Genomic DNA, 26,741 nt, shown 5'->3' with positions numbered 1-26,741 from the left:
CTAATCCCCCTCAGCCTGGTTTCCTAGACCCATTTGCCGCTTGCCGGCGGGGGTGGGGGCGCTGTAGCGCTGGGCGCCATGACCCCGCTGATCCTGATCACCTTCGTCGTCGTCTATCTGGGCATGGCCATCGGCTATCTGCCGCGCCTGAAGGTGGATCGCACCGGCATCGCCATGCTGGGCGCCATCGTCCTGCTGGTGGCGGGCGCGGTATCCGAAGGCGCGGCCATCAAGGCCATCGACTTTCCCACCCTGTTCATCCTGCTGGGCCTGATGATTCTGTCGGCGCAGTTCGCGCTGTCGGGCTTCTACGACTGGTGCGCCTGGCGCCTGGCCAATGTGCCCTGGAAGCCGGAGGCCCTGCTGGCCGCGGTGGTTGGCGTGGCCGGCGGTCTGTCGGCCTTGCTGGCCAATGACGTCGTCGTCTTCGCCATGACGCCCTTGCTGTGCGCGGGTTTGCGGGCGCGGGGGCTGGACGCCCGGCCTTATCTCATTGCGCTGGCCTGTGCCGCCAATGCCGGTTCCGCCGCCACCGTCATCGGCAACCCGCAGAACATCCTGATCGGCCAGCTGGGCCATCTGGGGTTCTGGCGCTTCCTGCTGGCCTGCGGCGTGCCGGCCTTGCTGTCCCTGGTCGTCGTCTATCTGGTGGTGGCACGGGTGTGGCGCGGGCGGCTGACGGACGGCCAGCCCCAGGGGGCGCCCACCCCGCCACCGGGCGCGCCCGGCGCCTGGCAGTTGGCCAAGGGCCTGATCGGCGTGGGCGTGCTGCTGGTGGTGTTCACCACGCCCTTTCCCCGCGACGTGGCGGTGCTGGGTATCGCCGGCTGCATGCTGATCAGCCGCCGTTTCGCCAGCCGCGACATGCTGGGGCTGGTCGATTGGCACCTGCTGGCCCTGTTCGCCGGCCTGTTCATCCTGACGGGCGCCCTGGCCGACACCGGCTTGCCCACGCGCCTGGTGGATCAGCTGACGGCCATGGGCCTGCCGCTGGACCGGCTGCCCTTCGTGGCGGGGTTCTCCGTCCTGGCCAGCAACACCATCGGCAATGTGCCGGCCGTGGTGCTGTTGATGAAGGTGTGGGCCCATCCGCCGGAGGGGGCGCTCTACGCGCTCGCCCTGTTTTCCACCCTGGCCGGCAACCTGCTGCTGCCGGGCAGCCTGGCCAACATCATCACGGTGGAGCGGGCGGCGATCTCCGGCATCGCCCTGGGCTTCCGCGACCATGCCCGCTGCGGTGTGCCGGTGACGCTGATATCCCTGCTGCTGGCCGCCGTATGGCTGGTGGCCCTGGGTTATGTCGCGGTGGTTTGAAAAGGATGAAACAGCGAATGCGGCGGATTGTGGTGTTGGCGACTTGCCTCGCGCTTGGCGCCTGCGCCGGCGGGCGGCGCTGGAACGTGGACATGGCGCTGTTGACCCGGGACCAGCCGTCGCTGGCGGCCCAGCAAGCCCTGGTGCGCGAGAAGCAGCGGCACTTTCCGGAAACCTTGCGCGCGTGCGTGGCCGCCAACGACCCCGACCGTCTGGCCGACCTGGATGCCGGGCGGGACTATCCCATTTCCGACTGGCATGCCGGTGGGGCGGCGCATGAGGCCGTGCTGGACTGCATGCGGGCCCAGGGCTGGGTTACGACCTCCACCAGCCGGCTGCTTCCGTAAGGGCGATCAGGCGTCCGGCCCCAGCGCTAGGTTGTCGATCAGGCGGGTGCGGCCCAGGAAGGCGGCGACCAGGGCGCGGGCGGGGCGGTCCACACGCTCCAGCGGCGCCAGGGTCTCGGCGTCGACCACGGCGACGTAGTCGATGCGGGTGAAGCCGGCGGCGGTCAGCGTCTCGGCGGCGGCGGTGATGGCCGGCGCCACCGGTTGGCTGCCGTCGCCCAAGGTGTCGCGCAGGTGGCGCAGCACGCGGCTGATGGTGACGGCCTGTCGCCGCTCCTCCGCCGACAGATAGCGGTTGCGCGACGACAGGGCCAGGCCATCGACCTCGCGCACCGTGGCCACGCCCTCGATACGCACCGGGATGTCCAGGTCGGCCACCAGACGGCGGATGACCGCCAGCTGCTGGTAATCCTTCTGGCCGAAGCAGGCGACGTCGGGCAGGGCCTGCAGCAGCAGCTTGGTCACCACCGTGGCCACCCCCTGGAAATGCCCGGGGCGGAAATGACCCTCCAGCGGCACCGCCACCGGACCCACATCCACCGTCGTGGTGAAGCCCGGCGGGTAGATCGCCTCCACCCCTGGGGCGTATAGTAGGTCGCAGCCGGCGCCGGCCAGCAGCCGGGCATCGCCCGCCTCGTCACGGGGATAGCGGCTGAAGTCCTCATTGGGGCCGAACTGCGTGGGGTTCACGAAGACGCTGGCCACCACCCTGTCGGCCAGCTCCCGCGCCCGGGTCACCAAGGTGAGGTGCCCCTCATGCAGCGCGCCCATGGTCGGCACCAGGCCCACGCCCAAGCCCTCCTTGCGCCAGGCGCCGACGCGGGCGCGCAACTCGGCCGGGCTGCGGACGATGGCCAGTGGTGGGGCCAGGGGTGGGGCGGGGGGCGGGGCCATGGCGGCGGTCTCCGTACTCATGGCCCCGCATTTAGCGGCGGCGGCCGATGTCGGGCAAGGCCTAATCCCGCTGGCCCCTGTCGTCCCCTATCTCTCCGGCGCCGGCATGGTGGTGGTGCCGGCCGGGGCCGCCACCAAGGCGCTGCCCGGCGGTGTGCCCTGCAGCGCATAGGCGACGTCGTGGCCCCGGGCATGGAAGGCCAGCTTCAGCCAGTGGCCGGAATCGTCGTACCAGAAGTCCACCCGGCTGGTCGCCGGTGGCGGGTTGGTGACGAAGCCCAGGGAATAGTGGGTGGCGGTGACGGTGCCGTTGCCCGCCTGGATGGTCTCCGTCCCCTTGCGGTCCACCTTCACGTCCATGACCACGCCCCGGATGGTGTCCAGCAAGCGTGTGGCCTGCGGCGTCGACGGGTTCCAGTAGCTGGTGGGGAGGATGTCGGCCGGCGCCATTACCGTCCCGCGGGAGCTTTCCACCGCGAAACCGTCGGCGACCGCGTGTCCTTTCACCCAGTCGGTGTCCCCATTGTCGTGGGTGCTGCTTTCCAGCGATTTCAGCCGGCCATCATGCCAGACCTCATGGCTGGTGTGGTGATAGCGGTAGGCGGTGATCATCAACAGCTTGGCTTCGAAGCTGATGTCAACATCAACCACGGTGTCGCCGTTGGCGGCCTTGGCCACCGTCACGCGGTGATGGCCCAGCGGCGTGTCCCGACCGTAATGGGCGGTGAAGTCCAGCGATTGTTCCACCGTTGTATCGGGCGTGTAGGGCATGGTGGCCGTGTCTGGCGCGGCACCGGGGCCCAGGTCGGGCGGCGTGGTCGGTGCCGGACTGGCACCCACCGCCGTCGATCCCCATATCAGGGCCGTGCCCACGATCAGCGCCCGGCCCATCCGCAGGGCGGGGCCCATGCGCGAGGCAATCCGGTCCTGCCAACCGGCGCCCCGCCATGGGAGAGGCCGCCGCGGGCGACCCTGTCGCGGGACAGGGGTATGGAAGTCGTGTGGCATCGCGCGTCCCTTCGATGCGGTGGTGCCCCCCGGCCCCGACCATGCCGATGGGGTGTGTTCCCCGGCATGGATACGAGAGGGTAACATAGATTAGATCACGGCGCTGAGCGGGACACCCGTTCCTTCCGTGCTATAATTCGCCCGAATGGCAGTTCGAGAAAGGCTGGAAACAATGTCGGTGGCCATCCAAAGCCCTAGCCCGCATGTCCACGCGGACGCCCCCGGCGCCGCTGCCCCTGGCGGCGGCGGCGCCCATGGGGGGCACGACCACAAGGCCTGCGTGGGTGATGCCTTGACCCGGGCGCACAGCCTGTGCGAGGCGCGGGGGGCCCGCCTGACCACACTCCGCGAACGGGTGCTGGAACTGGTGTGGTCCAGCCACCGGCCACGCGGCGCCTACGCCATCCTTGAGGAAATGGCGGTGGATGGTAAGCGCGTGGCGCCGTTGACCGTCTATCGCGCCCTGGATTTCCTGGTGGAACAGGGCCTGGTCCACCGCATCGAATCGCTGAACGCCTATGTCGGCTGCCCCGAACCGGGGCAGGTCCATTCGGGCCAGTTCCTGGTGTGCGAACGCTGTGGCGACGCCACGGAGCTGAACGACCCCGCCGTGACCGCCGCCATCACCAATGGTGCCGCCGCCCGCGGATTCCGTGCCGTGCGCCAGACGGTCGAGGTCCTTGGCCTCTGCCCGGCCTGCCAGGCGGCGGCCTGAGCGCCGCCCCGCTTCCCCCCTTTTCCCAGACATCAAGGATCGTAGCCCGTGACCGCCGCCTCATCCTCCCGCCTGCCCATCTCCGTCCTGACCGGTTTCCTGGGCAGCGGCAAGACCACGCTGCTGTCCCGCATCATCCGCGACCCGCGCATGGCCCGCACCGCCGTCATCATCAATGAGTTCGGTGAGGTTGGGCTGGACCATCTGCTGGTGGCCAAGGCGGACGAGAACACGGTGCTGATGGATTCGGGCTGCATCTGCTGCACCATCCGCAGCGATTTGGCCGACACCCTGCGCGATCTCTACCTGCGTCGCCTGCGCGACGAGGTGCCGGAATTCGACCGGGTGGTGATCGAAACCACGGGCCTGGCGGACCCGGCACCCATCCTGCACACGCTGATGACCGACCCGCTGGTGGCCGCCCGCTTCCGCCTGGATGGGGTGGTCACCACCGTTGACGCCGTTCACGGCATGGGCCAGCTGGACGCGCAGGAGGAAAGCCTGAAGCAGGCGGCCGTGGCCGACCGGCTGGTGCTGACCAAGACCGACATCGCCACGCCGGCGGCGGTGGATTACCTGAGGCACCGCCTGAAGGAATTGAACCCCGCGGCCCTGGTGGTGGACGCCCAGACGGAAGACGCGCTGCCCGTGCTGCTGTTCGATGCCGGCCTCTACAATCCCGAGACCAAGAGCCTGGATGTGCAGCGCTGGCTGCGGGCGGAGGCCTATGACGACCATGGCCACGACGATCACGATCACCATGATGGGCATGGGCACGACCATGACGATCATGACCATGCCGATTGCGACCATGACCATGGCCATTGCGCGCATGACGACCATGATCACGACCATGACCCCAACCGCCATGACGAGGCCATCGGCGCCTTCTGCCTGACCTTTACCGAGCCGTTGGTGTGGGATGAGCTGGTGGGTTTCCTGGAGACGCTGGCCCGCCTGCGCGGCCCGGACGTGCTGCGGGTCAAGGGGGTGCTGAACGTGGTGGAAAGCGACCAGCCGGTCGTCATCCATGGTGTCCAGCACCTGTTCCACCCGCCGGTGCAGCTGGACGCCTGGCCCACCGATGACCACCGCAGCCGCATCGTCTTCATCACCCGTAACGTCAGCCGCCAGATGGTGGAGACGCTGTACGCCAGCTGCACCGGCAAGAGTGTCGCCTGACGGGCCGATCGAAAATGACGGCGGCGGGAGCCTGGCTCCCGCCGCCGTTGGGGCGCGTGTTCAGGCCGCCAATGCCACGTCCGGCGCGCGGCGGTAGCTCTGGATGAAGCCCCAGGACCAGCCGGCGAAGTAGCCGACGCTGAGGCCCGATACGCCAATGTCCAGGGCGATGGCGATGTCGTGCAGGTCGGGGCGCACAGCCGCCAGGACGTTCAAGATATAGTGGGCGCTGATCAGGAACAGGTTGCGGACCAGCGGGACCCAGCTGCCGGGCTGGCGCACCAGGCCGCGCTCCCGATCCACCTCCACCGTGATGGTCAGCAGGCTGGCCAGGCCCAGGCCCACCACCGCGCCGGCCGCCCATTCCGCCAGCACCGGGCCCAGGGGGCCGGGACGGGTGACCAGGCCGTAGAGACCCCAGATGATGAAGACGCCGGGGATCAGCCAGACGCGGCCCGTCTGCTGCACATTGGTCCGCAGGCGCCGCGCGCCCATGACGATCAGGAAGGCGAACAGCACGAAGATCCAGGTGGGGGTGTGGCTGACGATGGGGGCGATGATTTCCATTATGGGGCTGGCTCCGGAAGTGTGGTCTGGCGGTGTGCGCCAAGTGATTGACGGGCCTAGCCTTCGCTGGTGAGGCGGGGGGGCCGCAACGCCGCCTTCGCGGCCCGCTTGACGGATTTCGTGAGTGGCTGGTAAAGGCCGTTCACGAAGCGCGAACGGATGAGGCCGGACTTGGCGACGGAACGCGGGGTGGAGCAGGGGGCCGACAGGGGGGACGCCAACCGGCGACCGCCGGGCAGTCTTGCCGGTATCGTCACCGTCGACGTGCCCGACTGGGTGCGTAATTGGGGGGGCGTCGTGGCGCTGTCCGTGGTGTTGGCCATGTTCGGCCCCTACGGCACCTTCTTTTCCCTGGACGCTGCCTCGCGCCTGGCCTTCTGGTGCGCGGCCGCGGTGGGGGTGGCGGCCATGACGCGGCTGGCCCATGCCGGGCTGCGCCGCTGGCCCATCGCCGCCGCCTGGCCCGCCTGGCAGCGGCGCGGGCTATCGGCCCTGATCGCCTCCTTCCCCGCCACGCTATGGATCGCGCTGCTGTTCGGTTGGTTCAGCCAGGCGCCCCCGGGGGCCCTGCACTTCTGGCACACTTGGCCGCAAGTGATGGTGACCAGCCTGGTCTTCGCCGTGATCCTGGGACGCAAGGACCCGGTTCCGCCGCAAGCCGTCGTCGCGCCGCCCGCCGTTCCCCACCCCCAGGTGGCGCCCGCGCCCGACCTGGCGGCGGCCTTTGTGACCCGCGCCGTGCCGCGTCTTTCCGGCGCCCGGCTTCTGGCGCTGGAGGCGGAGGATCACTATCTGCGGATCCACACCGACCAGGGGTCGGATCTGGTGCTGATGCGCCTGCGCGATGCCATCGCCGACTTGGGAGGGGAGGACGGCATGCAGGTGCACCGTTCCTTCTGGGTGGCGCGCGAGGCCGTGGCCGAGGCGACGGTGCGTGGCCAGGCGGCGCAGCTGCGGTTGACGGACGGCACGCTGGTGCCCGTCAGCCGCACCGCCCTGCCACGAATCAAAGCGGCCGGCTGGCTGGACGCGGACAAGGATTGAACGGGCCGTGTTGGCCCGCGACCGAGACGGGAAGAGGAAACGAGCGATGACCATGCGTGTCCTGGTGCTGGGCGCCGGCGCCACCGGTGGCTTCTACGGTGGTCACCTGATGATGGCGGGCGAGAACGTCACCTTCCTGGTGCGGCCCAAGCGCCATGCCCAGCTGATGGAAAACGGCCTCTCGGTAATCAGCCCCGTGGGCAACATCACCCTGCCGGCGCAGGCCGTGACCCGCGTCAGCAAGCCCTTCGACCTGATCTTGCTGTCGTGCAAGGCCTACGACCTGGACGCGGCCATCGAGACCATACGTCCGGCGGTTGGCCCGGACACCCGCATCCTGCCGGTGCTGAACGGCCTGAACCACCTGGAGCGGCTGGACGCCGCCTTTGGGGTGGAGCGGGTGATGGGCGGCCTCTGCCATCTGACCATCACCATGGATCCGGACGGCACCATCCGCCATCTGAACGCCTTCAACCGCCTGACCTTCGGTGCCCGCCACCCGGTCCAGGCGCCGGTGGCCGACACGCTGGCCCAGGGCTATGCGAAGACCCCCCTCACCGTCGTCAACAGCGCGGACATCGTCCACGACATGTGGGAGAAGTTTTATTTCCTGGCCACCCTGGCGGGGGCGACCACCCTGATGCGGGCCCCCATCGGCGCCATCCTGAAGGCGCCGGACGGGCTCGCCTTCATCAACGGCCTGCTGGACGAATGCACGCGCGTCGCCACGGCCGCCGGCCACCCGCCCAGCGCCGAGCGTGACGCCGAATCCCGCTATCATCTGAACAAGGAAGACTCGGCCCTGTCCGCCTCCATGATGCGCGACATCGAGAAGGCGGGCCCGACGGAGGGCGAACATATCGTCGGCGACCTGTTGCGCCGGGGCCGTGAATTCGGCCTGGACCTGCCGCTGCTGACCCTGGCCGCCACCCATCTGCGGGCCTATGAGGCGCGGCGGGGGGCCTCATAGGCCAGCCGCCCCTTCGGCACCTGAGGGACAAGAAAAAGCCCCGGAAGACATCCGGGGCCTTTTTCAACTACTGCAGCATCGGCGTGCCGGTCTCGATCTCCACCAGGGCCGCCAGCATGGGCACGGCGATGTCCTTGCGCTGGGTGTCGCCGCTGTTGCTGCGCTCCGCCGCCGACAGTCCCGCCAGGTAGGTGTTGCGCCAGCGCTGGTCCTTGAACAGCATACGGTCGGCGCGGGCGCGCTGGGCCAGCACCAGGGGCTTGGCGTCGGTGCCGGCGGCCAGCAGGCGGTCGATGCGGCCGGACAGCGCCTCCGCCTGCTTGCGGTCGCCGGACTTCAGGGCGTCGGCCAGCAGTTGGACGAAGGTTTCCGCCTTGATGTCGGTGTCCTGCACCTGCTCCGCATAGGTCGTGGCCAGCTGCATCTCCCCCCGGGCACCCAGCCGGCCCAGCACGGCGGGAATGGTCCAGGGGCTTTCCTGCTGCACGGTGCGCAGCAGGCCCAGGGCCAGGTTCGGGTCGCCCAGGTCGCCGGCGGCCACCGCCAGCTCGGGCGCGCAGCAATTGCCCTTGCGGTCCTTGAAGCGGGAGAACTGCTCCTCCACCGTGTTCAGGAACATGGTGTGGGCGCGGGCCTCGTTGCCGGCGCGGTAGAAACCTTCGGCCACCAGGCCCAGCTCCCAGGCGCAGTTGTTGGCCTGGGCGTACTCCGCCGCCTCTTCCACCAGCTTGCCGGCCTGGCCTTTGTCGCCCTTCCACACCAGGGCCTGGCTGATGTCGGTCAGATTGTAGATGCGGGTGGAGCAGTCGTTGATGTGCCGGGTGATGTCCAGCGCCATGTCCACCTCGCCCGTCAGCGACAGGGCGCGGCCCAGGAACAGGTCGCGTCCCGTTTCCGTCACCGGCGGGGCACGGCGGAAGGCGGCGATGAAGGGGGCGATGATCTGCTTGGTGCGGTCCTTGTCGCCCAGGTGATAGTGGGCGACGGCCAGGGACAGCCAATCCCAACGCGGGGCCGTGATGGGATAGTCCACCGGCTGGATCAGCCCCTCGATACGATAGAGGAAGCAGCCCGTCGACTGGGCGTCGTTGCAGGCCAGGCTGCGGATGCGCGACTTGAAGTCGTTGTAGTCGAAATCACCCACGAACTGGTTGGTGGACAGCTGCACCGCCAGCGGGCTTTCCGGACTTTGCACCAGGATGTTGGACAACAGCTTGTCCGCCTGCAGCAGCAGTTTGGTCTGCTCTTGCAGGTCATAGCTCTGGTCGGCTTTCTTGATCGCCTCCATCGCCTGGACGAACTGGCGGTTGGCCATGGCCTGCGCGTCCGGCAGCGTCTGGGTGCCCGCCAAGCCGGGGATGGGCTGCGCCCCCGCCGGTGCGACCGGCGCCAGGACCAGGGTCAGCGCCAGGACAGACGCGGCCAGGAAAGATCCAGCCAGACCAGAGCCCAAAACAGCGAAGGAACGCACGGCGGCAACACGCTCAATGACGGACATAATTCACAACCTGGCGGACGCGGGGCAGTTCACGGGCGTGCTGCAGCACGGCTTCCAGTTCCACCCCGCTACGGGCGACGCCCATGATGTAGACCACCTGGTTGACGGTTTCGATGCTGTAGTTGTTCGAACGGACGCTGCCGTCCAGCAGCAGGGCCGCCCACAGCTTGGTGCTGATCCAGGCGTCCGTGGCGCTGTCGGACAGGCTGCTTTCGTCCGCGATCTTGATTTCATTCATAACTTTGCGCACACCATCGGCCTGCCAAGCCAGGCGCACCGCGTCCACCCGCATATCAGGGTCGCGGGCGTTGCCGGTCAGCAGCACCTCGCCCCGGTTCACGGTGACGTAGACGCGGCTGTTCAGGTCGGGGCTTTTTTCTTTCCAAAGCCGATGAATCTGCTCGTCAATCTGGCCATCGGGCACGGCCGGCGCCTCGGCCGCCGCTTCCGCCCGCTGGCGTGCCAGCTCCGGCGATTCGCGCCCCGGGGACTGGCAGCCGGCCAGAAGCGCGCCCATGCCCGCCAACAGCAGCAGGGTGGCGCGCGTGAAGGGGCGGTACCGGCGGATCGCGGGATTGGTCGCGGAGGTCATGGGCTTCAGCCTTGGTCCCTGTTTTTCAGAAATTCGTGTTTGGAGAAATCGCGGCGCCAGAGGATGTGGGCGAAGTATGGGCGCCAAATCAGGCGAAAGTGGGGGAGGCAAGCAGGGTCGCCAGTTCCCGCGCCAGGATGCCCGCGATGCGGCGGCGCTGGGCCGGGTCGCGCAGCACGGCCTCATCCTGGCGGTTGGACAGGAAGCCCGTTTCAACCAGGACGGACGGGATGTCCGGCGCCTTCAGCACCACGAAATTGGCGGAGCGCATCGGGTTCTCCAGCAGGCGCAGGTCACGCCCGGCCCCCCGCACGATGCCCTGGCGCGCCGCCAGCGAGGCCGCCTGCGTGTGGCGGGTGGCCAGGTCCATCAGGATGTCGGCGACGACCGGCTTGGTGTGCTTCAGATCCAGGCCCAGGCGGTCGGCGTAATTCTCCTTGTCGGCCAGTGCCTGGGAGAAGGCGTCGGAGGCCTTTTCCGACAGGGTGTAGGCGGAGAGGCCACGGGCGTTGGCGTTGGGGGCGCTGTCGGCGTGGAGGGAGAGGAACAGGTCGGCCTTGGCCTCGCGCGCCACGTCGACACGCTCGCCCAATTCCAGGAAGTGGTCGTCCTCCCGCGTCAGGCCGGCGCTCAAGCCCTGGGTCTTGCGCAGTTGCAGCGCCAGTTCCTTCGCCAGGTCCAGCGTCACATCCTTCTCATAGGTGCCGCCGGCGCCGATGGCGCCCGGGTCCTTGCCACCATGGCCGGGGTCTATCATCACCAGGCGGGGGCTGCGCAGGGCGGGGGGGCGTACGGCGCCACCGGCCGCGACCGGCTTCACCAGATGCTCGGCCTGCCCCGGGCGGACGAGGCCGCCGACGCCCAGGAAGGGTATGCCGACGGCAAGCCGGAGTATGGCCCTGCGATCCATGAGACTAAATCCGCCCGAAATAACCGCTGAAATGATGTCCGTGACACGCGGCCCCGTTCCGCGGCGCGACCGGTCCGGAACGGGCGACGGCGCCAGGAAGGAAAAGACCTTTCCGCATCCGATATGTTTGACCCGCTACACCCCGTATCGCAACAAAATCTTGGGTGCCCGCATCAGAAACAGGGCAGGTGTTGCGGGCCGATGACGCTTGCCGCGCAGCCCTTCCCGCGCATGGCGCCTGCCAGCCCGGCCGGGGGTGTGCCCCGCCCCGGGGGCATGCTAGAACCGGCGCGTAGGGCGCCTTGCCGCGGCGCCGTCCGACCATCGCTTATCCAGGGAGCCTCACTGCCATGCCGTCCTTCGACATCGTTTCCAAGACCGACAAAGCCGAGGTGGATAACGCCGTGGCCGGGGTGGTGCGGGAACTGGGCCAGCGCTTCGACTTCAAGGGCGCCAAGTGCACCATCGAGCATAAGGACAACGTCATCACCATCCAGGCCGACGACGCCCCCAAGCTGGCCCAGATGCAGGAAATGCTGAAGGTGCACCTGACCCGGCGCAAGCTGGATGTGGGCTGCCTGGACTGGGGCACGGACGAGCGGGCCGCCGGCGACACCCGCCGCCAGACGGTCACGGTAAGGCAGGGCATCGACAAGGAACTGGCCAAGACCATCGTGAAGGCCATCAAGGACAGCAAGATGAAGGTCCAGGCCGCCATCCAGGGGGATGAACTGCGGGTCACCGGCAAGAAGATCGATGATCTTCAGGATGCCATCCGCATGGTGAAGGGTCTTAAGATCGAGCAGCCGCTGCAATACGAGAACTTCCGGGACTGATCCCGGCCGGGGGCGGGATGGGGCCGCGGCCACCCCCGCCCTCGCCGCCCTGGCGGGGCGTGTCCGGCTGCCCCGTGCCGTTCCGAAGGGCATCCAGGACCAGGCGCTGCAGACGGGGCGGGGCGATGGGCTTGTGCACCACGACCACGCCGACGGCGGTGGCCTGCTCCATCAATTGCGGATCGGTGTCGCCCGTCACCAGCATGCCGCCGACATCGGCGCCATAGCGCGCGCGTATCTCGGCGATGATGTCCATGCCGCGCCGGTTGCCCGGCAAGCGGTTGTCGGAAATGACCAGGCGCGGGGCCGCGCCGGACTTCTCTAGACCCTCGAACAGCACCTCGGGCGTATGGGCGGCCAGGGGCACGCAGCCCCAATCCTCGACCATCGCCTCCAGCGCCGCCAGTTGCAGCGGGTCGTCCTCCAGTAAGGCGACCAGCACGCTGTCGGGCCCGTCCTCGGCGGGCTCTTCCGTCGCCGCCCGGGGTGATGCCGCCGGCCGGGTCCCCGCCGTCACCAGGACCGGGCCCTGAAGGGAGCGGGGGGCGGCAATCCGCGCCGGTTCGGCCAGGGGCAAGGTGAGGGTGAAGCCGGAGCCCCGGTTGGGGGTGGAGACGACGCTGACCGTGAGCCCCAACAGGGTGGCCGTCTTCTTGACGATGGCCAAGCCCAGGCCCAGGCCGTGCGAGGCCTCCCGCTTGGTCTGGCCGCCCTTGTGCTGCGCCACCGACGCGCCGGTGGCGGCGTCGCCCCGGTAGAACTCATCGAAGATGAAGGGCAATTGATCGGCGGGGATGCCGCAGCCGGTGTCCCACACCTGCAGCTGCACCGTGTCGCCGCGGCGGCGGCAGCCGATGAGGATGCCGCCCTTGTCGGTATGGCGCACCGCGTTGACGATCAGGTTGCGCACCACCCGGTCGATCAGCACGGGGTCGCTGTTGACCTGGGCGGTCGTGGGGACGCAGCGCAGATCCACGCCGTTGGCGGCGGCCAGGGGACGGAATTCCCCCGCCAGCCGTTCCAGCACGGTCGACAGGGGGAAGCGGGTGGGCGTTGGCGTGACGGTCGCCGCCTCCAGGGCCGATATCTGCACCAGCGCGTTCAGCAGGTCCTCGGTGGCGTCCAGCGACTCCGTCAGTTTGGCGGCCAGGTCGCGCTGGGCGTCGTCGGTCAGGCGGGTTTCCAGCAGATGCAGGAACAGGCGCATGGCCTGGAAAGGCTGGCGCAGATCGTGGCTGGCGGCGGCCAGGAAACGGGACTTGGCGCGGTTGGCGCGTTCCGCCTCGGCCTTCACCGCCTGAGCTTCGGCCAGGGCCACGGCGCCGCGGCGCGCGGCCTCCGCTGTGATGTCCAGGCCCAGACCGATGACACCGACGATGGCCCCGTCGTCGTCGCGGCACGGCTCCAGCACCAGATCATAGAGCCGGCTTTCGATTTCCCCTGGGATTTCCAGGCGGAACATATGCCGTTCGCCCCGCCCGGTTTCCAGGATGCGGCCTTTGATCGCGTGCAGGGTGGTGAAGCCCTCCGCGCTTTTGCCGCGGCCGTTGCGGATGTCCAGGTCGGTCAGGCCCAGGACGCCGGGGCCGAAGGCGGCGACCGGCCCCTTGGCCCAGACGTAGCGCAATTCCGCGTCCTGCACGGAGGCCAGCAGCGGGGCCGGTGCCGAAAGCTGGTTCAGCAAGGCGTTTTCAGCCTTCAGGGCGGCGATTTCCGCGCGCAGACGGGCTAATTCTTCCCGTTGCGGTCCTTGGTCCCGGCCCAGAATGCGATTTAACATAGCCCCAACCAGACGTTTTACTTGGCAGGGCCTGAGTTAATCCTGTTTTAGACCAAAAGCGAAGTGCGCCCTTGGGCGTAGGCCCCCAGGGGGATGTCGTTCGACAGAGGCTCTAAAGGGGAAGGTCAGCGACCTTAAGGGATTGGTATCCATCCATTCCCTCATCCCCATAAGGCGGAAGGCGGCGGGTTGGCCGTGGTGCCGTCATAGGTGATGCCGGGGTCGCGGTCGCGGGCCAGCAGCAAGGGTCCGTCCAAATCGACGAAGGCCGCACCCTGGGCCAGCAGGTGCGCCGGCGCCATGGACAGCGATGTGGCCACCATGCAGCCGACCATGACCTTCAGCCCGGCGGCCTCGCAGGCGGACTTCAGGGCCAGGGCCTCCGTCAGGCCGCCGGTCTTGTCCAGTTTGATATTGGCCACCTGATAGCGGCCGACCAGGGTGTCCAGGCTGTCCATGCCATGCACCGACTCGTCCGCCCCCAGCGGGATCGGGCAATCCTGTCCCGCCAGGTCCGCGTCCTGTCCCGCCGGCAGGGGCTGTTCCAGCAGTTCCACGCCCAGGGCCGCCAAGGCGGGGCCATAACGCGCCAGCTGATCCAGGGTCCAGCCCTCGTTGGCATCCACCATCAGGCGCGACCGGGGCGCGTTCTCCCGCACCGCCGCCACCCGCTCCAGGTCGCCCTCGCCGGTCAACTTCAGCTTCAGCAGGGGACAACGCTGGGCCGCCCGGGCGGCGCGGCCCATGTTCTCCGCCGTGTCCACCGACAGGGTGAAGGCGGTCGTCAGCGGTGCCGGTGGCCGGGCCAGGCCGGCCAGGCGCCAGACGGGCATGCCGGTTTGTTTCGCCTCCAGGTCCCACAACGCGCAGTCCAGCGCGTTGCGGGCGGCCCCCGGCGGCATCAGGGTTTGCAGGGCGGCGCGGTCCAGGCCGGCGGCCACGGCACCGGCCAGCACTTCCAGGTCCGCCACCACGCCCGCCACCGTCTCGCCATAGCGGGCATAGGGCACGCATTCGCCCCGGCCGGCGACGGGGCCGTCCGGGCCATCGGCGGTCACCAGCGCGGTCACCACGTGCGCCTCGGTCTTGGCCCCGCGGGAAATGCGGAAGGTGCCGCGGATGGGAAAGGTCTCGGCACGGATGGTGAGGGTGGGCGGGGGCATCGACACCTTCGGCAGGGTTGCGGCCAGGGGGGATGGGGCGCGGCAACATAACGCTTCGCCACGGCTTGCGCGATCCGGCATTGTTGATGGTGGCGGGGCGGCGGTTTCAAGGATTGGTCGGTTATGGAGGATGTGCGGCGCAAGCCGATGGTCTGGCACGAGGCGGTGGCCGCCTTCCGTGAAGTATTGTCCGACCCGGGGCGCACCCTGCGTTTCGCCGGGATGCCGGCCATGGTGATGCTCATCCTCTATGTCATCATCGCCCTGACCCACCCCCGGCCGGCGGAGCCCGCGCTGGAGCAGGCGTGGGAGGAGGAGGTGCTGCCCTTCTATCTCCTGCCCACGATCTTCCATTATTGGTTCTATGCCCGCATGCAGATCTGGTGGGCGCGCTGGGTGCTTTTGGCCGACGACGGTGTCGCCTTCTTGAGTCCCAGCCTGGGACGGCGGGAACTGGCCTATCTCGGCTGGTCCCTGGCGGCGGCGGTGGCGACGCTGCCGGTCCTGGCCTTGCTGTTCCCCTCGCTCGCCGTCCTGAACGGTGTGATGGTCGCCTTGGGCATGGAAATGCCCGAAGCGGTGGTCAACGCGCTGGCGGTGGCCGCCGCCCTGCCGCTGCTGCTGATCATGGCCGGCGTTTACGGCCGCCTGATGGTGGGGGTGGTGCCGGTGGCGGTGGGCGAGGCCGGGTCCTTCCGCCAGGGCTGGACCGCCACCCGGGGCCTGGCCCTGCGCCTGACGGCGCTCAATCTGCTGACGGTGCTGCCGCTGCTGATCACCCTGGTGTTCAGCCGCCTGACCGACCCCGTCGAGATCGCCGCCAGCTATGCCGTCAGCGTCGGCCTGTACGGCGTGGGCTGGGGCGCCAACGCCGTCATGCTGGCCCGTTTCTATGGCCTGACCCTGGGGCGCACCCGCCGCCAGGCGTTGACCGCAGGCTGAGTCGACCGCGACTGCCCACGCTCCGAGAAAAGCCTAGCAGGCCGATTGGGGACCCAGGCTGGGGTGGTGCACCACCATCAGGCGGCAGAGGTCGGGCATTTCCACCTTCAGGGTGGCGCCGTCGGGCCAGGTGATGTCCAGTTGGTCGACCTGGGTCAGGTCCCCTAGGCCGAAATGGGCCACCGGCTCGCGCTGGCAGGGGCCGCCGGCACCGCTGGTGATGCTGCGCAGCTGTCGCCGCCCGCCCGCGGTCAGGCAGACGGTGGCGCCCCGGGCGGGCGCGCCGCCGGCGGTCAGCGGCAGGACCCGCAGCCAGTTGTTGCCGGTGGGTGACGCCAGATACAGGGACAGGGGCTGGCCCTCGCCATCGCCATGGCCGATCAGCAGCTCCAGCTGGCCATCGCCATCGATGTCGGCGACCACGGCGGCGGTGCCCAGGCCCTCGGGCTCGGCGGCGTCGCCCACGTCGATGGACACCCAGCGGTCCTCCCGCCAGGCGAACAGGCGGTTGGGCTGGCCGTGCATGTTGAAGAACAGCTCTTCATAGCCGTCGTTGTCGAAATCGGCGGCGATGACGGCGCGCACGTCGCCGGGCTGGGTCATTTCCGCGGGGGCCACGTCGACGAAGCCGCCGCCGGCGCGATGCTGGAACAGGCGGTGGGGGCCTTGGCTGTTGCCCAGCAGCAGGTCCACCAGCCCGTCGCCATCGGCGTCCAGGATGGTGGCGGCGCCGGCGCTGGCAAAGGGATCGTCCAGCCCCACCTCGTCCGCGATCTCCTCATACTGGCCGCCTCCCAGGTTGCGGAACAGCAGGTTGGGCCCGTTGGCGCAGCCGACGAACAGGTCCGGCAGGCTGCCGGTGAGGCAGGAGCCCAGCAGCAGGCGGGCGTCGGCCTCCACATCCAGGCCCGCCTCCTCCGCCACCTCGTGCAGGCGGCCGCGGCGGTCCAGCTCGAACAGTTGCAGGGGCACGCCCTGGCCGCCGACCACGATGCTGTAGCGGCCGGTGCCGTGGCGGTCCAGGCAGGCCAGCGCCGTGCCGGCGGCGCGGTTGACGGCGGCGAAGTTCTCCGGCAGGGCCGCCAGGTCGACCCAGCGGTTGCCGAAGCAGGCGAACAGCCGGTCGGGCGTCGGCACGGCGCCCGCCGCCGCGGGTGAATTCAATATGTAGAGTTCCTCGCGGCCGTCGCCGTCCATGTCGGCGAACAGCGCGGCCCGCGCGCAGGCCTGGGCGTCGGCCAGGGGGCCGGCCGGATGCTCCACCAGGGCGCCGCCGTCCCAACTCAGCACCCGGTTGGGCGCGTCGGCGCAGGTGACGACGAAATCAAAGCGCCCATCACCATCTATGTCCCCCACGGCGATGCCGGCACAAGATATGGGGGGGTTCGGGACGATGAGGTTGGAGCACGCGATGAACATCAGGCTGCCTCCAGGGTAGCGGGCGGCACCCATTCGGACAGGTGCCGCACCGTCGTTAACCATGGTCGGAACGCAGGATAACCCATGCCGCCCGCAGGATGCCTGGGCTTTTCGGACGCAATGGGAAAATAGCCTTCCGAGATTAAAAAATCCGTTGGCGGACTGTCACGATTTGGTAGGATCAGCGCTCGTTGCCGCTAGATGTGGTGTCCGGTCCTCGGTTATCCACAGCGCAATTCATACACAGCCTGGGGATAAGTCATGCGGGACGGAGACGTTTTCGGCAGGATTCAAGTTGCTAACCGTCCGGCGGTCGTTGTGGATCATTCCCGTGACGATCTTTTGACGGCGTTCGGCAAGGCCACCTTGACCGATCGCTACCTGCTGCCGGGCGAAAGCTTCCAGGATCTGTTCGCCCGCGTGGCCAGCTACTACGCCGACGACCAGGCCCACGCCCAGCGCCTCTACGACTATATCTCCAAGCTGTGGTTCATGCCGGCCACGCCGGTGCTGTCCAACGGCGGCACCTCGCGCGGCCTGCCCATCAGCTGCTTCCTGAACGAGTGCAACGACAGCCTGAAGGGCATCGTCGACCTCTGGAACGAGAACGTCTGGCTGGCCTCGCGCGGCGGCGGCATCGGCAGCTACTGGGGCAACCTGCGCTCCATCGGCGAGAAGGTCGGCGGCAATGGCAAGACCTCCGGCGTCGTGCCCTTCATCCGGGTGATGGACAGCCTGACGTTGGCCATCAGCCAGGGCTCCCTGCGCCGCGGCTCGGCCGCGACCTACCTGCCGGTCTCGCACCCCGAGATCGAGGAATTCATCGAGATGCGCCGCCCGACCGGCGGCGACCCCAACCGCAAGGCGCTGAACCTGCACCACGGCGTGGTCATTCCCGACGCCTTCATGCGCGCGGTCGAGGCCGACGGCGAATGGGCGCTGACCAGCCCCAAGGACGGCGCCGTCATCCGCCGCATCTCGGCCCGGTCCCTATGGATCCGCATCCTGACCGCCCGGGTCGAGACGGGCGAGCCCTACCTGCTGTTCATCGACCACGTGAACCGCGCCATGCCGGAACATCACAAGCTGGCCGGCCTGTCGGTGAAGATGTCCAACCTGTGCAGCGAGATCACGCTGCCCACGGGCCTGGACCAGCTGGGCAACGAGCGCACAGCCGTCTGTTGCCTGTCGTCGCTGAACCTGGAATATTTCCTGGAGTGGCAGGACCACCCCACCTTCATCGAGGACGCGCTGCGCTTCCTCGACAACGTCATGAGCGACTTCATCGAGAAGGCGCCGGACGATATGGAGCGCGCCCGCTATTCCGCCATGCGCGAACGCTCGGTGGGCCTGGGCGTCATGGGCTATCACAGCTTCCTGCAAAGCCAGGGCCTGCCCTTCGAGGGCGTGATGGCCAAGGTGTGGAACAAGCGCATGTTCGCCCACATCAAGCGCCAGGCCGACGAGGCCTCGCTGAAGCTGGGCCGCGAGCGGGGCGCCTGCCCGGACGCCGCCGATTATGGCTCGGAGGAGCGCTTCTCCAACAAGATCGCCATCGCCCCCACCGCCAGCATCTCCATTATCTGCGGCGGTGCGTCGCCGGGCATCGAGCCGTCGGCGGCCAACGCCTTCAATCACAAGACCTTGTCTGGCTCGTTCTCGGTGCGTAACAAATACCTGGAGCAGACCTTGGCCACCTATGGCCGCAATGACGAGGAGATTTGGTCGTCCATCACCCTGAACGGCGGATCAGTTCAGCACCTGGACTTCCTGAGCGATCTGGAGCGTGATGTCTTCAAGACCGCGTTCGAGCTGGACCAGCGCTGGCTGATCGAGCATGCGGCCGACCGCACCCCCTTCATCTGCCAGTCGCAGAGCCTGAACATCTTCCTGCCGGCCGACGTTCATAAGCGGGATCTGCACCAGATCCACTTCCAGGCCTGGAAGAAGGGGGTCAAGAGCCTCTATTATCTCCGCTCCATGTCCATCCAGCGGGCGGAGGCCGACATCGGCGCCGTGGTGGCCAAGAAGGTGGAGGCGAAAGCCGACGCCGCGCCACGCGTGGAAGTGAACAACTACGAGGAATGCCTGGCCTGCCAGTGACCGATCGATCGAAAGATCGGTTGAGCCTGGAATGGGCCGGTCGTCCGATCGGTCCATCGATGCTGCCGGGGAAGTCGTATGCGGGTTATGAGGGCACTGGCCAGGCTGGCCTTGGCTGGCGCTATGGGTTGCGGCCTGGCGGGATGCGGGCATGACCAGCCCGTCAATCCCTACCTGCTGCTGGTTCCGGTCAGCCCGTCCGGGCAGATCCTGGGGCCGCCGTCCGGAAGCCAACTGCAGTACAAGGCGGTGCTGCTGCTATGGTTCCACCAGGCGGACGCGAACCACGACGGGGTGCTGACCCGCGACGAGGTGCTTGCCGACGCGGACCGCAGCTTCGATCTGTTCGACCTGGACCACGACGGCAGCATCACCTCGGCCGAGCTGGAGAAGTACCGCCTGAACCAACCCTTCCAGGCGCGGCGTCACACGGTGACGCCCCTGCTGGGGGCCCAGGCCCGGACAGTGCAGCCGGATTCGGTGGAAGCCGCGCCGGAGGGCGAGCGCTACCAGGGGTCGCGGGTGCGGCTGCAGGTGGGACTGGATCCGGTGATGTCGGCCGATACCGACAGCGATTTCCGGGTGACCCGCGAGGAACTGCGGGCCCAGTCATCGCGCAAGTTCGACAAGTGGGACGCCGACCATGACGGCAAGGTGACCGCCGACGAGTTCCTGACGGCGATGATGGCGCCCTTCGAGGCGCTGACGAAGCCGTCTTCCGGCCTTTTTTGACAACGATTTCAGACGAACGGATTTTCGCCCGTGCCCAGCCAGCTTCTGACCCCCAACCCCGTCTACAAGCCCTTCCGCTATCCCTGGGCCTATGAGGCCTGGCTGACGCAGCAGCGCCTGCACTGGATGCCGGAAGAGGTGCCGCTGGCCGACGACGTGAAGGATTGGCGCCAGAAGCTGTCGGACGGCGAGCGCAACCTGCTGACCCAGATTTTCCGGTTCTTCACCCAGGCCGACGTCGAGGTGAACAACTGCTACATGAAGAAGTATGCGCAGGTGTTCCAGCCGACCGAGGTGCAGATGATGCTCTCGGCCTTCTCCAACATCGAGACCATCCACATCGCGGCCTACAGCCACCTGCTGGACACCATCGGCATGCCCGAGGTCGAATACTCCGCCTTCCTCCACTACAAGGAGATGAAGGACAAGTACGACTACATGCAGGAATTCACGGTCGACAGCCCGGCCAACATCGCCAAGACGCTGGCGGTGTTCGGCGCCTTCACCGAGGGGCTGCAGCTGTTCGCCTCCTTCGCCATCCTCATGAACTTCCCGCGCTTCAACAAGATGAAGGGCATGGGGCAGATCGTGACCTGGTCGGTGCGCGACGAGACGTTGCACACCCAGTCCGCCATCCGCCTGTTCCGCACCTTCGTCGCCGAGAACCAGGAGATTTGGACGGAGCAGTTCCAGAACGATCTGTACGTCGCCTGCTCCACCATCGTGGCGCATGAGGACGCCTTCATCGACCTGGCGTTCGAAATGGGCGGCGTGCAGGGACTGACGGCGGAGGATGTGAAGCAGTACATCCGCTGGATCGCCGACCGCCGCCTGACCCAGCTGGAATTGCAGCCCATCTATCGCGTGGAGAAGAATCCGCTGCCGTGGATGGACGTGATGCTGAACGGCGTCGAACACGCCAACTTCTTCGAGAATCGCGCGACCGAGTACAGCAAGGCCGCCACCGGTGGCAGCTGGGATGAGGCGTTCGACTGAGCCCTCCGGGGCCAGCGGGGGAACCAGCGGGGGAAAAGGACAAGGCGCCGGTGATGAACATCGGCGCCTTTTCGTTTTAGGTTAAGGGGATGCCGCCGGGACCGGCGGAGTGCGGAGAGCGGGGCGGGTGTGAACGACGGCCAGAAGTTGATGCTGGATGGCCAGTGGGCGGCGGCGGCGGCCCACTATCAGCAGGTCACGGCGGTGGCGCCCGGTGAGCTGTCCGCCTGGGCTGATCTGGGTGTCGCCCTGTTGCAGCTGGGGCGCACCGACAACGCCGTCGCCGCTTTCAATCAGGCCCTCGCCCTGGATGACGGCTATGCCCCGGCGCTGATCAACCTGGGCGTGGCGTTGCGCCGCCTGGGCCGGCTGGACGAGGCGGCCGACACCTATCGCCGCGCCGGGGTGGCCTTGCCCGGCAACGCCGAGCTGCAGGTCAACCTGGGCAACGTCCTGGCCGACCTGGATCGCCTGCCGGAAGCGGCGGCGGCCTATCGCCAGGCGCTGGCCTCGCAGCCCGGCCTGGCGGCCGCCCAGCGGGAACTTGAACGCCTGATGGATGTGGCCCGGGCGCGCGACGCGGCCATGGCGTTGAACGGGACCGGCAACGCCCACTTCGGCGCGCAGCGATGGCAGGCGGCGGCGGACGACTATGGCCAGGCGCTGGCCCTGTGGCCGGGCTATGCCGACGCCCAGGGCAATCTGGGCAACGCCCTGCGCGCCCTGGGGCGGGTGGACGATGCCATCGCCGCCTACCGCCGGGCGGCGGACCTCCAGCCCGACGAGGTCGGGCACTGGTGCAACCTCAGCATGATACTGCAGGCTGATGGCCAGGCGGAGAGCGCGGCGGCGGCGGCGCGGCGGGCCGTGGCCATGGCGCCGGTCCTGCCGCTGGCCCATGCCTGCCTGGGGATGTCCCTGCGTGACCTGGGACAGGCTGACGCCGCGGTCGAGGCCTGCCGCCAGGCCCTTGCCCTTGATCCCGACTTGATCGAGGCCCGTGTCACCCTGGTTGGCGTTTTGCTGGATGAGAAGCGATGGGTGGAGGCGGAGGAGGTGGCGCGGGAGGCGGTCGCCCGCAACCCGTCCTCCGTCGAAGGCCTGGTGAGCCTGGCGGGCGCCCTTCACGCCCAGGACCGGGCGGAGGAGGCGATGGAGCTGTGCCACCGGGCCCTGGCGCTGCGACCGGACCATGAGACCGCCGCCTTGCAGCTGGCCGGCGCCCTGCATCGCCTGAATCGGGAGGAGGAGGCGAAGGCGGTCTGCATCCGCAGCTTAGGCGACAGTCCCCGCAACGCCGAGACCCACAACATGCTGGGTGTGGTGCTGCTGGGCCAGGGCCGCACGGCAGAGGCGGCGGCGGCGTTCCAGGAGGCGCTGGTCCATAAGCCGGCGTTCATCGCCGCCCACGTCAACCTGGGCATGACCCATCTGCTGGAAGGTCGTTGGCGGCAAGGGTGGGCGGAGTATGAGTGGCGCTTGAAGGACGGTCACCAGCTGAAGCCGTGGGAGGTGTTGCCAGACCGTGCCTGGCGGGGGCAGGACATCACCGGCCGCACCCTGATGGTGCACGGCGAGCAGGGCATGGGCGACCTGATCCAGTTTTGCCGCTTCGCCGATCGCCGTTGGTGGGACGGGGTGGGGCGGTCCGGTCCGCCGGCCTACATCCTGATGCGGGTGCCGACGCCCCTGGCGCGGGTGATCAGCAGCGTCCCTGGGGTGGACGGCATGCTGGTGGGGGACGCGGCACCGGACGGGTTCGATTTCCATGCCCCGCTGCTCAGCCTGCCCCACCTGCTGGCGATGGATACGGTGCCGGCGGTCTGCCCCTATATGGAACCGCCGTCCGACGCCTTGGCCGGCTGGCGGAACCTGTTCGCGGCCGAACAGGGGGGGGCGCCCTTCACCGGGCTGCGGGTGGGCCTGGTCTGGGCCGGCAATCCCGAGCATAAGGGCGACCGTCAGCGCTCCGTGCATGACCTGGCCGCGCTGGGGCCGTTGTGGTCGGTGCCGGGTGTGCGCTGGTACAGCCTGCAGGTGGGCGGGCGGGCGGGCGACGTTCACCGCTTTCCCCCGGGCAAGGTGACGGACCTGTCCGGCCGCCTGGGCGACTATGCCGAGACCGCCGCCGCCATCATGCAGCTGGACCTGGTGGTGGCCGTCGACACCTCGGTCGCCCATCTGGCGGGGGCGCTGGGCAAGCCGGTCTGGATTCTGCTGCCCACGGCGCCGGATTGGCGGTGGCTGCGGCACCGGCAGGATAGCCCCTGGTATCCCAGCGCCCGGCTGTTCCGCCAGACGCGGGCCGGTGACTGGGGCGACCCGGTGGCCGCCATCGCGGCGGACCTGGCGCGGGGCATAGTTTAGCCCGCCACCGTCTGCGCGATCAGCACGCCGTTCAGCGCCACGATGATGCCGGCGACCGCCCAGGCGGGCATCAGCAACCAGCGCGGCGCCACCAGGCGGCCCATGACCCGGTGGTCGCCGCAGAACCGCACCAGGGGAATGACGGCGAAGGGCAATTGCAGGCTCAACACCACCTGGGTGAAGATCAACAGCGCGGTCGCGGCGCTGTCGCCGGCGATGGCCAGCACCAGCAGGGTGGGCACCAGGGCCAACAGGCGGGTGACCAGCCGGCGCCATACCGGCTTCAGCCGCAGGGCCACGAAACCCTCCATCACCACCTGTCCCGCCAGCGTGGCGGTGACGGTGGAGTTCTGGCCCGCCGCCAGCAGGGCGATGGCGAACAGCAGGCTGGCCAACGGCGCCCCCAGCATGGGCGACAGCAGGCGGTAGGCCTCCTCGATGTCATCCACCAGCGCTTGCCCATGGAAGGCGGCCGCCGCCAGGATCAGGATGCCGGCGTTGATGAAGAAGGCGATGGAGAGCGCCAGCGTGCTGTCCAGCGTGGCGAAGCGGATGGCCTCGCGCTGGCCCACCTCGTCCCGGACGAAGGCGCGGGTGCGCACCACCGCCGAATGAAGGTAAAGATTGTGCGGCATGACGGTGGCGCCGAGGATGCCCACCGCCACATAAAGCTTGCCGGGGTCGGTCAGAAGATCGCTGGTCGGGATGAAGCCCGCCAGCACGGCGCCCATGCCCGGCCGGCTCATCGCCACCTCCGCCAGGAAGCACAGGCCGATCAGGGCGATCAGGCCCAGGATGAAGGCTTCCAGCCGGCGCACGCCCCGATTCTGCAGGGCCAGGATCAGCAGGCTGTCGAAGGCGGTGATGATGGCGCCCAGCATCAGCGGCAGGCCGAACAGCAGCTTCAAGGCGATGGCCGAACCGATGACTTCCGCCACGTCGCAGGCGATGATGGCGATCTCGCACAGCAGCCAGAGGACGACGGCGGTGCGTGGGCCATAGCGCTCCCGGCACAGCTGGGCCAGATCCCGACCGCTGGCGATGCCGAGGCGTACCGACAGCGCCTGCAGTAGCATGGCCATCAGGCTGGACAGCAGCACGACGGACAGCAGCGCATAGCCGAAGCGGGAGCCGCCGGCGATGTCCGTCGCCCAGTTGCCGGGGTCCATATACCCCACGGCCACCAGATATCCCGGGCCGGAGAACGCCAGCAGCTTGCGCCAGAAGCCCCCGGAAATGGGAACGCCGGCCAGATGTTCCCCCGCGGGGCCCGGCCATTTCCCTTTGCGCGCTTCCATCACCGACTGCATACGTCGCCCTTCACGCCAACCATGGCAGGTCAAAAGATTAACATAGCGAACTTCTGATGCCGGAACGAGGGCGCCTATGGTGCGCCGGGTGCGACCTGTCGCCATTCATTGGCGCGGCGCGGCGCTTTGGTGTAGGGATGCCCGCAAAATCCTTGGAAGGATCGGTACCGGGATGAGCGCCACCACTGCCGTCAAACGCCTCAGCGTGCCCGACATCGCCGCCCGCAAGGGGGCCGTGCCCGTGGTCTGCCTGACGGCCTATACCGCCCCCATGGCCCGCCTGCTGGACCCCCATTGCGATGTGCTGCTGGTGGGCGACAGCCTGGGCATGGTGCTGTATGGCCTGCCCAGCACGCTGGGCGTCACCGTCGACATGATGGTGGCCCATGGCGCCGCCGTGGTGCGCGGGTCCAGTCACGCCGCCGTGGTGGTGGACCTGCCCTTCGGCAGCTATCAGGAAAGCCCTGAACAGGCGTTCCGCGTCGCCGCCCGCATCCTGGCCGAGACGGGCGCCTCCGCCGTGAAGCTGGAAGGCGGGGAGGAGATGGCGCCCACCATCGACTTCCTGGTGCGCCGGGGCATTCCCGTCATGGGCCATGTCGGCCTGACGCCGCAGGCGGTGAACGTGCTGGGCGGCTATCGCGCCCGCGGCCGGGGTGAGGCGGAACAGGCCAAGATCCTGGGTGACGCCCGCGCCGTCGCCGACGCCGGCGCCTTCTCCCTGGTGATCGAGGGGGTGGTGGAGCCGCTGGCCCGCCAGGTGACGGAATGCGTGCCCGTGGTCACCATCGGCATCGGCGCCAGTGCCGCCTGTGACGGCCAGGTGCTGGTGTCAGACGACATGCTGGGCCTGTTCGCCGATTTCACGCCCAAGTTCGTGAAGCGCTACGCCGACTTGGCGAGCCAGGTGGGCACCGCCGCCCAAGCCTATGCCGAGGACGTGCGCGCCCGCCGCTTCCCCGGCCCGGAACACACGTTCGCAGAGAAGAGGCCAACGAACTGACCTTACTTCAGCGGCCTGTAGCCATCCGGCACGGCATAGAGGAAGGGCCGTTCGCCGAAATTCACGCTGATCAGCCCATCCTTCACCAGATCGCCCATGGCGACGCTGGAGGTCAGGCCGATTCGGGTGGGCAGCCGGGGTGGGGTCTGAATCCCGCCGGTCTGCCCAGGCGCGCCGCCGCGCCATTGGCCGTCGGGCCGCAGGTATACCCAGCCCGCGTCCAGATCCACCGCCAGGCCGACAACGTGCTTGGGCTCGTTGGCGCGGTTGTGGCGCAGCTGCATCAGGGTGCCGTAGCTGCCCTCCCGGCTTTCCACGCCCAAGAACAGGGCCGTTTCCGCGCGGTGGGCGATGGCGCCCATGTCGATGGTGGCCTCGATATACCATTTCCCGGTGCTGACGGGCTGCTTGCCCCAGATCTCGTACAGGTCGCCGGATGAGGCGGAGCCCTCCTGCGCCTCGGGCGCCGGGGCCTTGCCCGCCTGTTCGGCGGCCAGTTGGGCCGCCCGCTCATTGGTGAAGCGGATGACGCAGACCGTCTTGGCCCGGTTGGCCAGGATGGCCTGGAACCACTTCTCCCGGTCGCTTTCCTTGCTGTCCAGGCCGCAGGTCGTGTCCCGGCGCTTCAGCCAGGCGCGTTGTTCGTTACGCAGGGCCAGCTTCCCGGCGTCGTCCAGCGTGCCCCGCACTTCGCCATAGACCCGGTTGATCTCCCCATCCGTGTGGCGCAGGTCGGCGCCCAGGCACTGCGCCTGCTCGTCATCCGAAGCCGGCTGGTCGCAATTGGCGGCATGGCCGGCGGCCGGGTGCAGCGCCATGCCCAGCGCCAACAAGGCCGCGCTCATCGGCAGACGGGTCCAGGAAAGGACGGTCACGGGTCAACTCCCCCATACATTGCAGGTCGGCCCTCTTATCACGACCATGGCGAGGGGGTAAGTCTGGCAAGAGGCGTCTATCCAAAGGCCAAGGTCGCAAGCCATTTCCTGCGGGTGCATTGACGTCCCGGGCCGATTGCGCTTAGGGTGTTCCCGAATTGTTCTTTAGTGGGG

Annotated in this window: 24 protein-coding genes; 13 read left to right on the top strand and 11 right to left on the bottom strand. The window is 68.4% G+C overall.

What is annotated here, in order from left to right; genetic code table 11:
* Positions 1–78 precede the first annotated feature (78 nt).
* Both FHS74_RS22525 and FHS74_RS22520 read left to right on the top strand, forming a co-directional pair.
* The gene (locus tag FHS74_RS22525) at positions 79–1,314 is read left to right on the top strand and encodes an ArsB/NhaD family transporter (protein ID WP_184805547.1); all 1,236 of its coding nucleotides are present in this window, start codon (positions 79–81) and stop codon (positions 1,312–1,314) included.
* A 17-nt stretch (positions 1,315–1,331) separates the two neighbouring features.
* Entirely contained in the window at positions 1,332–1,661 is a 330-nt protein-coding gene (locus FHS74_RS22520) for a hypothetical protein (protein WP_184805544.1), read from the top strand.
* Between the two features lie 6 nt (positions 1,662–1,667).
* Here FHS74_RS22520 and panC read toward each other — a convergent pair whose 3' ends face one another.
* Positions 1,668–2,576, bottom strand: a complete 909-nt coding sequence (panC, locus tag FHS74_RS22515) for a pantoate--beta-alanine ligase (protein ID WP_211106486.1) — start codon at positions 2,574–2,576, stop codon at positions 1,668–1,670.
* A gap of 66 nt (positions 2,577–2,642) precedes the next feature.
* Complete coding sequence (locus FHS74_RS22510; protein ID WP_184805542.1) at positions 2,643–3,464, bottom strand: DUF6134 family protein; 822 nt, start codon at positions 3,462–3,464, stop codon at positions 2,643–2,645.
* A 379-nt stretch (positions 3,465–3,843) separates the two neighbouring features.
* Between FHS74_RS22510 and FHS74_RS22505 the strand changes: the two genes are divergently transcribed.
* Both FHS74_RS22505 and FHS74_RS22500 read left to right on the top strand, forming a co-directional pair.
* Positions 3,844–4,278 carry a Fur family transcriptional regulator gene (locus tag FHS74_RS22505; protein ID WP_343067010.1) on the top strand — a complete coding sequence of 145 codons (435 nt, stop codon included), beginning with the start codon at positions 3,844–3,846 and terminating at the stop codon, positions 4,276–4,278.
* A 48-nt stretch (positions 4,279–4,326) separates the two neighbouring features.
* On the top strand, positions 4,327–5,460 hold the full coding sequence (locus FHS74_RS22500; protein ID WP_184805537.1) for a GTP-binding protein: 1,134 nt from the start codon (positions 4,327–4,329) through the stop codon (positions 5,458–5,460).
* 60 nt (positions 5,461–5,520) lie between these two features.
* Here the strand turns inward: FHS74_RS22500 and FHS74_RS22495 are convergent, their stop codons facing one another.
* Complete coding sequence (locus FHS74_RS22495) at positions 5,521–6,027, bottom strand: DUF6622 family protein (RefSeq protein WP_184805534.1); 507 nt, start codon at positions 6,025–6,027, stop codon at positions 5,521–5,523.
* Between the two features lie 171 nt (positions 6,028–6,198).
* Here FHS74_RS22495 and FHS74_RS22490 point away from each other — a divergent pair, with 171 nt between their 5' ends.
* Positions 6,199–7,071 carry a LytTR family DNA-binding domain-containing protein gene (locus FHS74_RS22490; RefSeq protein WP_184805531.1) on the top strand — a complete coding sequence of 291 codons (873 nt, stop codon included), beginning with the start codon at positions 6,199–6,201 and terminating at the stop codon, positions 7,069–7,071.
* Positions 7,072–7,117: 46 nt separating this feature from the next.
* Positions 7,118–8,041 carry a 2-dehydropantoate 2-reductase gene (panE, locus tag FHS74_RS22485; RefSeq protein ID WP_246463300.1) on the top strand — a complete coding sequence of 308 codons (924 nt, stop codon included), beginning with the start codon at positions 7,118–7,120 and terminating at the stop codon, positions 8,039–8,041.
* Between the two features lie 67 nt (positions 8,042–8,108).
* On the opposite strand, the gene FHS74_RS22480 is transcribed toward panE, so the two are convergent.
* The 3 genes from FHS74_RS22480 to FHS74_RS22470 all read right to left on the bottom strand — a co-directional run bounded on the left by FHS74_RS22480 (position 8,109) and on the right by FHS74_RS22470 (position 11,041).
* Positions 8,109–9,539, bottom strand: a complete 1,431-nt coding sequence (locus FHS74_RS22480; protein ID WP_246463299.1) for a hypothetical protein — start codon at positions 9,537–9,539, stop codon at positions 8,109–8,111.
* Positions 9,526–10,131 (bottom strand): BON domain-containing protein, encoded by a 606-nt coding sequence (locus tag FHS74_RS22475; RefSeq protein WP_184805528.1) that lies wholly within the window; start codon positions 10,129–10,131, stop codon positions 9,526–9,528. Before FHS74_RS22475 ends, FHS74_RS22480 begins: the two co-directional genes overlap by 14 nt.
* Positions 10,132–10,219: 88 nt before the next feature.
* A complete protein-coding gene (locus FHS74_RS22470; protein ID WP_184805526.1) occupies positions 10,220–11,041 on the bottom strand; it encodes an N-acetylmuramoyl-L-alanine amidase family protein in 822 nt (273 codons plus the stop codon).
* 350 nt (positions 11,042–11,391) lie between these two features.
* Here FHS74_RS22470 and FHS74_RS22465 point away from each other — a divergent pair, with 350 nt between their 5' ends.
* Entirely contained in the window at positions 11,392–11,877 is a 486-nt protein-coding gene (locus FHS74_RS22465; protein ID WP_184805523.1) for a YajQ family cyclic di-GMP-binding protein, read from the top strand.
* On the opposite strand, the gene FHS74_RS22460 is transcribed toward FHS74_RS22465, so the two are convergent.
* A complete protein-coding gene (locus FHS74_RS22460) occupies positions 11,834–13,657 on the bottom strand; it encodes an ATP-binding protein (protein WP_184805520.1) in 1,824 nt (607 codons plus the stop codon). The genes FHS74_RS22465 and FHS74_RS22460 overlap by 44 nt on opposite strands.
* A 161-nt stretch (positions 13,658–13,818) precedes the next feature.
* Complete coding sequence (dgcA, locus tag FHS74_RS22455; RefSeq protein ID WP_184805516.1) at positions 13,819–14,820, bottom strand: N-acetyl-D-Glu racemase DgcA; 1,002 nt, start codon at positions 14,818–14,820, stop codon at positions 13,819–13,821.
* A gap of 123 nt (positions 14,821–14,943) precedes the next feature.
* Between dgcA and FHS74_RS22450 the strand changes: the two genes are divergently transcribed.
* Positions 14,944–15,762: a hypothetical protein gene (locus FHS74_RS22450; protein ID WP_184805513.1), complete on the top strand. Its 819-nt coding sequence runs from the start codon at positions 14,944–14,946 to the stop codon at positions 15,760–15,762.
* A 33-nt stretch (positions 15,763–15,795) separates the two neighbouring features.
* Here the strand turns inward: FHS74_RS22450 and FHS74_RS22445 are convergent, their stop codons facing one another.
* On the bottom strand, positions 15,796–17,181 hold the full coding sequence (locus tag FHS74_RS22445) for a CRTAC1 family protein (protein WP_184805510.1): 1,386 nt from the start codon (positions 17,179–17,181) through the stop codon (positions 15,796–15,798).
* Positions 17,182–17,442: 261 nt separating this feature from the next.
* On the opposite strand from FHS74_RS22445, the gene FHS74_RS22440 reads away from it, so the two are divergent.
* From FHS74_RS22440 to FHS74_RS22425, 4 genes are all read left to right on the top strand, one after another.
* Positions 17,443–19,284 (top strand): ribonucleoside-diphosphate reductase subunit alpha, encoded by a 1,842-nt coding sequence (locus tag FHS74_RS22440; RefSeq protein ID WP_184805507.1) that lies wholly within the window; start codon positions 17,443–17,445, stop codon positions 19,282–19,284.
* A 78-nt stretch (positions 19,285–19,362) separates the two neighbouring features.
* Positions 19,363–20,016, top strand: a complete 654-nt coding sequence (locus tag FHS74_RS22435) for an EF-hand domain-containing protein (RefSeq protein ID WP_184805505.1) — start codon at positions 19,363–19,365, stop codon at positions 20,014–20,016.
* A gap of 30 nt (positions 20,017–20,046) precedes the next feature.
* Positions 20,047–21,012: a ribonucleotide-diphosphate reductase subunit beta gene (locus FHS74_RS22430; RefSeq protein WP_184805502.1), complete on the top strand. Its 966-nt coding sequence runs from the start codon at positions 20,047–20,049 to the stop codon at positions 21,010–21,012.
* 129 nt (positions 21,013–21,141) lie between these two features.
* Positions 21,142–23,379, top strand: a complete 2,238-nt coding sequence (locus tag FHS74_RS22425) for a tetratricopeptide repeat protein (protein ID WP_184805499.1) — start codon at positions 21,142–21,144, stop codon at positions 23,377–23,379.
* Here FHS74_RS22425 and FHS74_RS22420 read toward each other — a convergent pair.
* Entirely contained in the window at positions 23,376–24,689 is a 1,314-nt protein-coding gene (locus FHS74_RS22420; RefSeq protein WP_184805496.1) for an Nramp family divalent metal transporter, read from the bottom strand. The two genes, FHS74_RS22425 and FHS74_RS22420, sit on opposite strands and share 4 nt — an antisense overlap.
* 172 nt (positions 24,690–24,861) lie before the next feature.
* Between FHS74_RS22420 and panB the strand changes: the two genes are divergently transcribed.
* The gene (gene panB / locus FHS74_RS22415) at positions 24,862–25,692 is read left to right on the top strand and encodes a 3-methyl-2-oxobutanoate hydroxymethyltransferase (RefSeq protein WP_184805493.1); all 831 of its coding nucleotides are present in this window, start codon (positions 24,862–24,864) and stop codon (positions 25,690–25,692) included.
* Positions 25,693–25,694: 2 nt separating this feature from the next.
* Here the strand turns inward: panB and FHS74_RS22410 are convergent, their stop codons facing one another.
* A complete protein-coding gene (locus FHS74_RS22410; RefSeq protein ID WP_184805491.1) occupies positions 25,695–26,567 on the bottom strand; it encodes a lysozyme inhibitor LprI family protein in 873 nt (290 codons plus the stop codon).
* Between the last annotated feature and the right edge of the window lie 174 nt (positions 26,568–26,741).

This window comes from Nitrospirillum iridis (assembly GCF_014205765.1).
GTDB lineage: Bacteria > Pseudomonadota > Alphaproteobacteria > Azospirillales > Azospirillaceae > Nitrospirillum > Nitrospirillum iridis.
The sequence above is the reverse complement of the archived record's forward strand: the minus strand, read 5'-3'. Positions and strand labels throughout refer to the sequence as shown.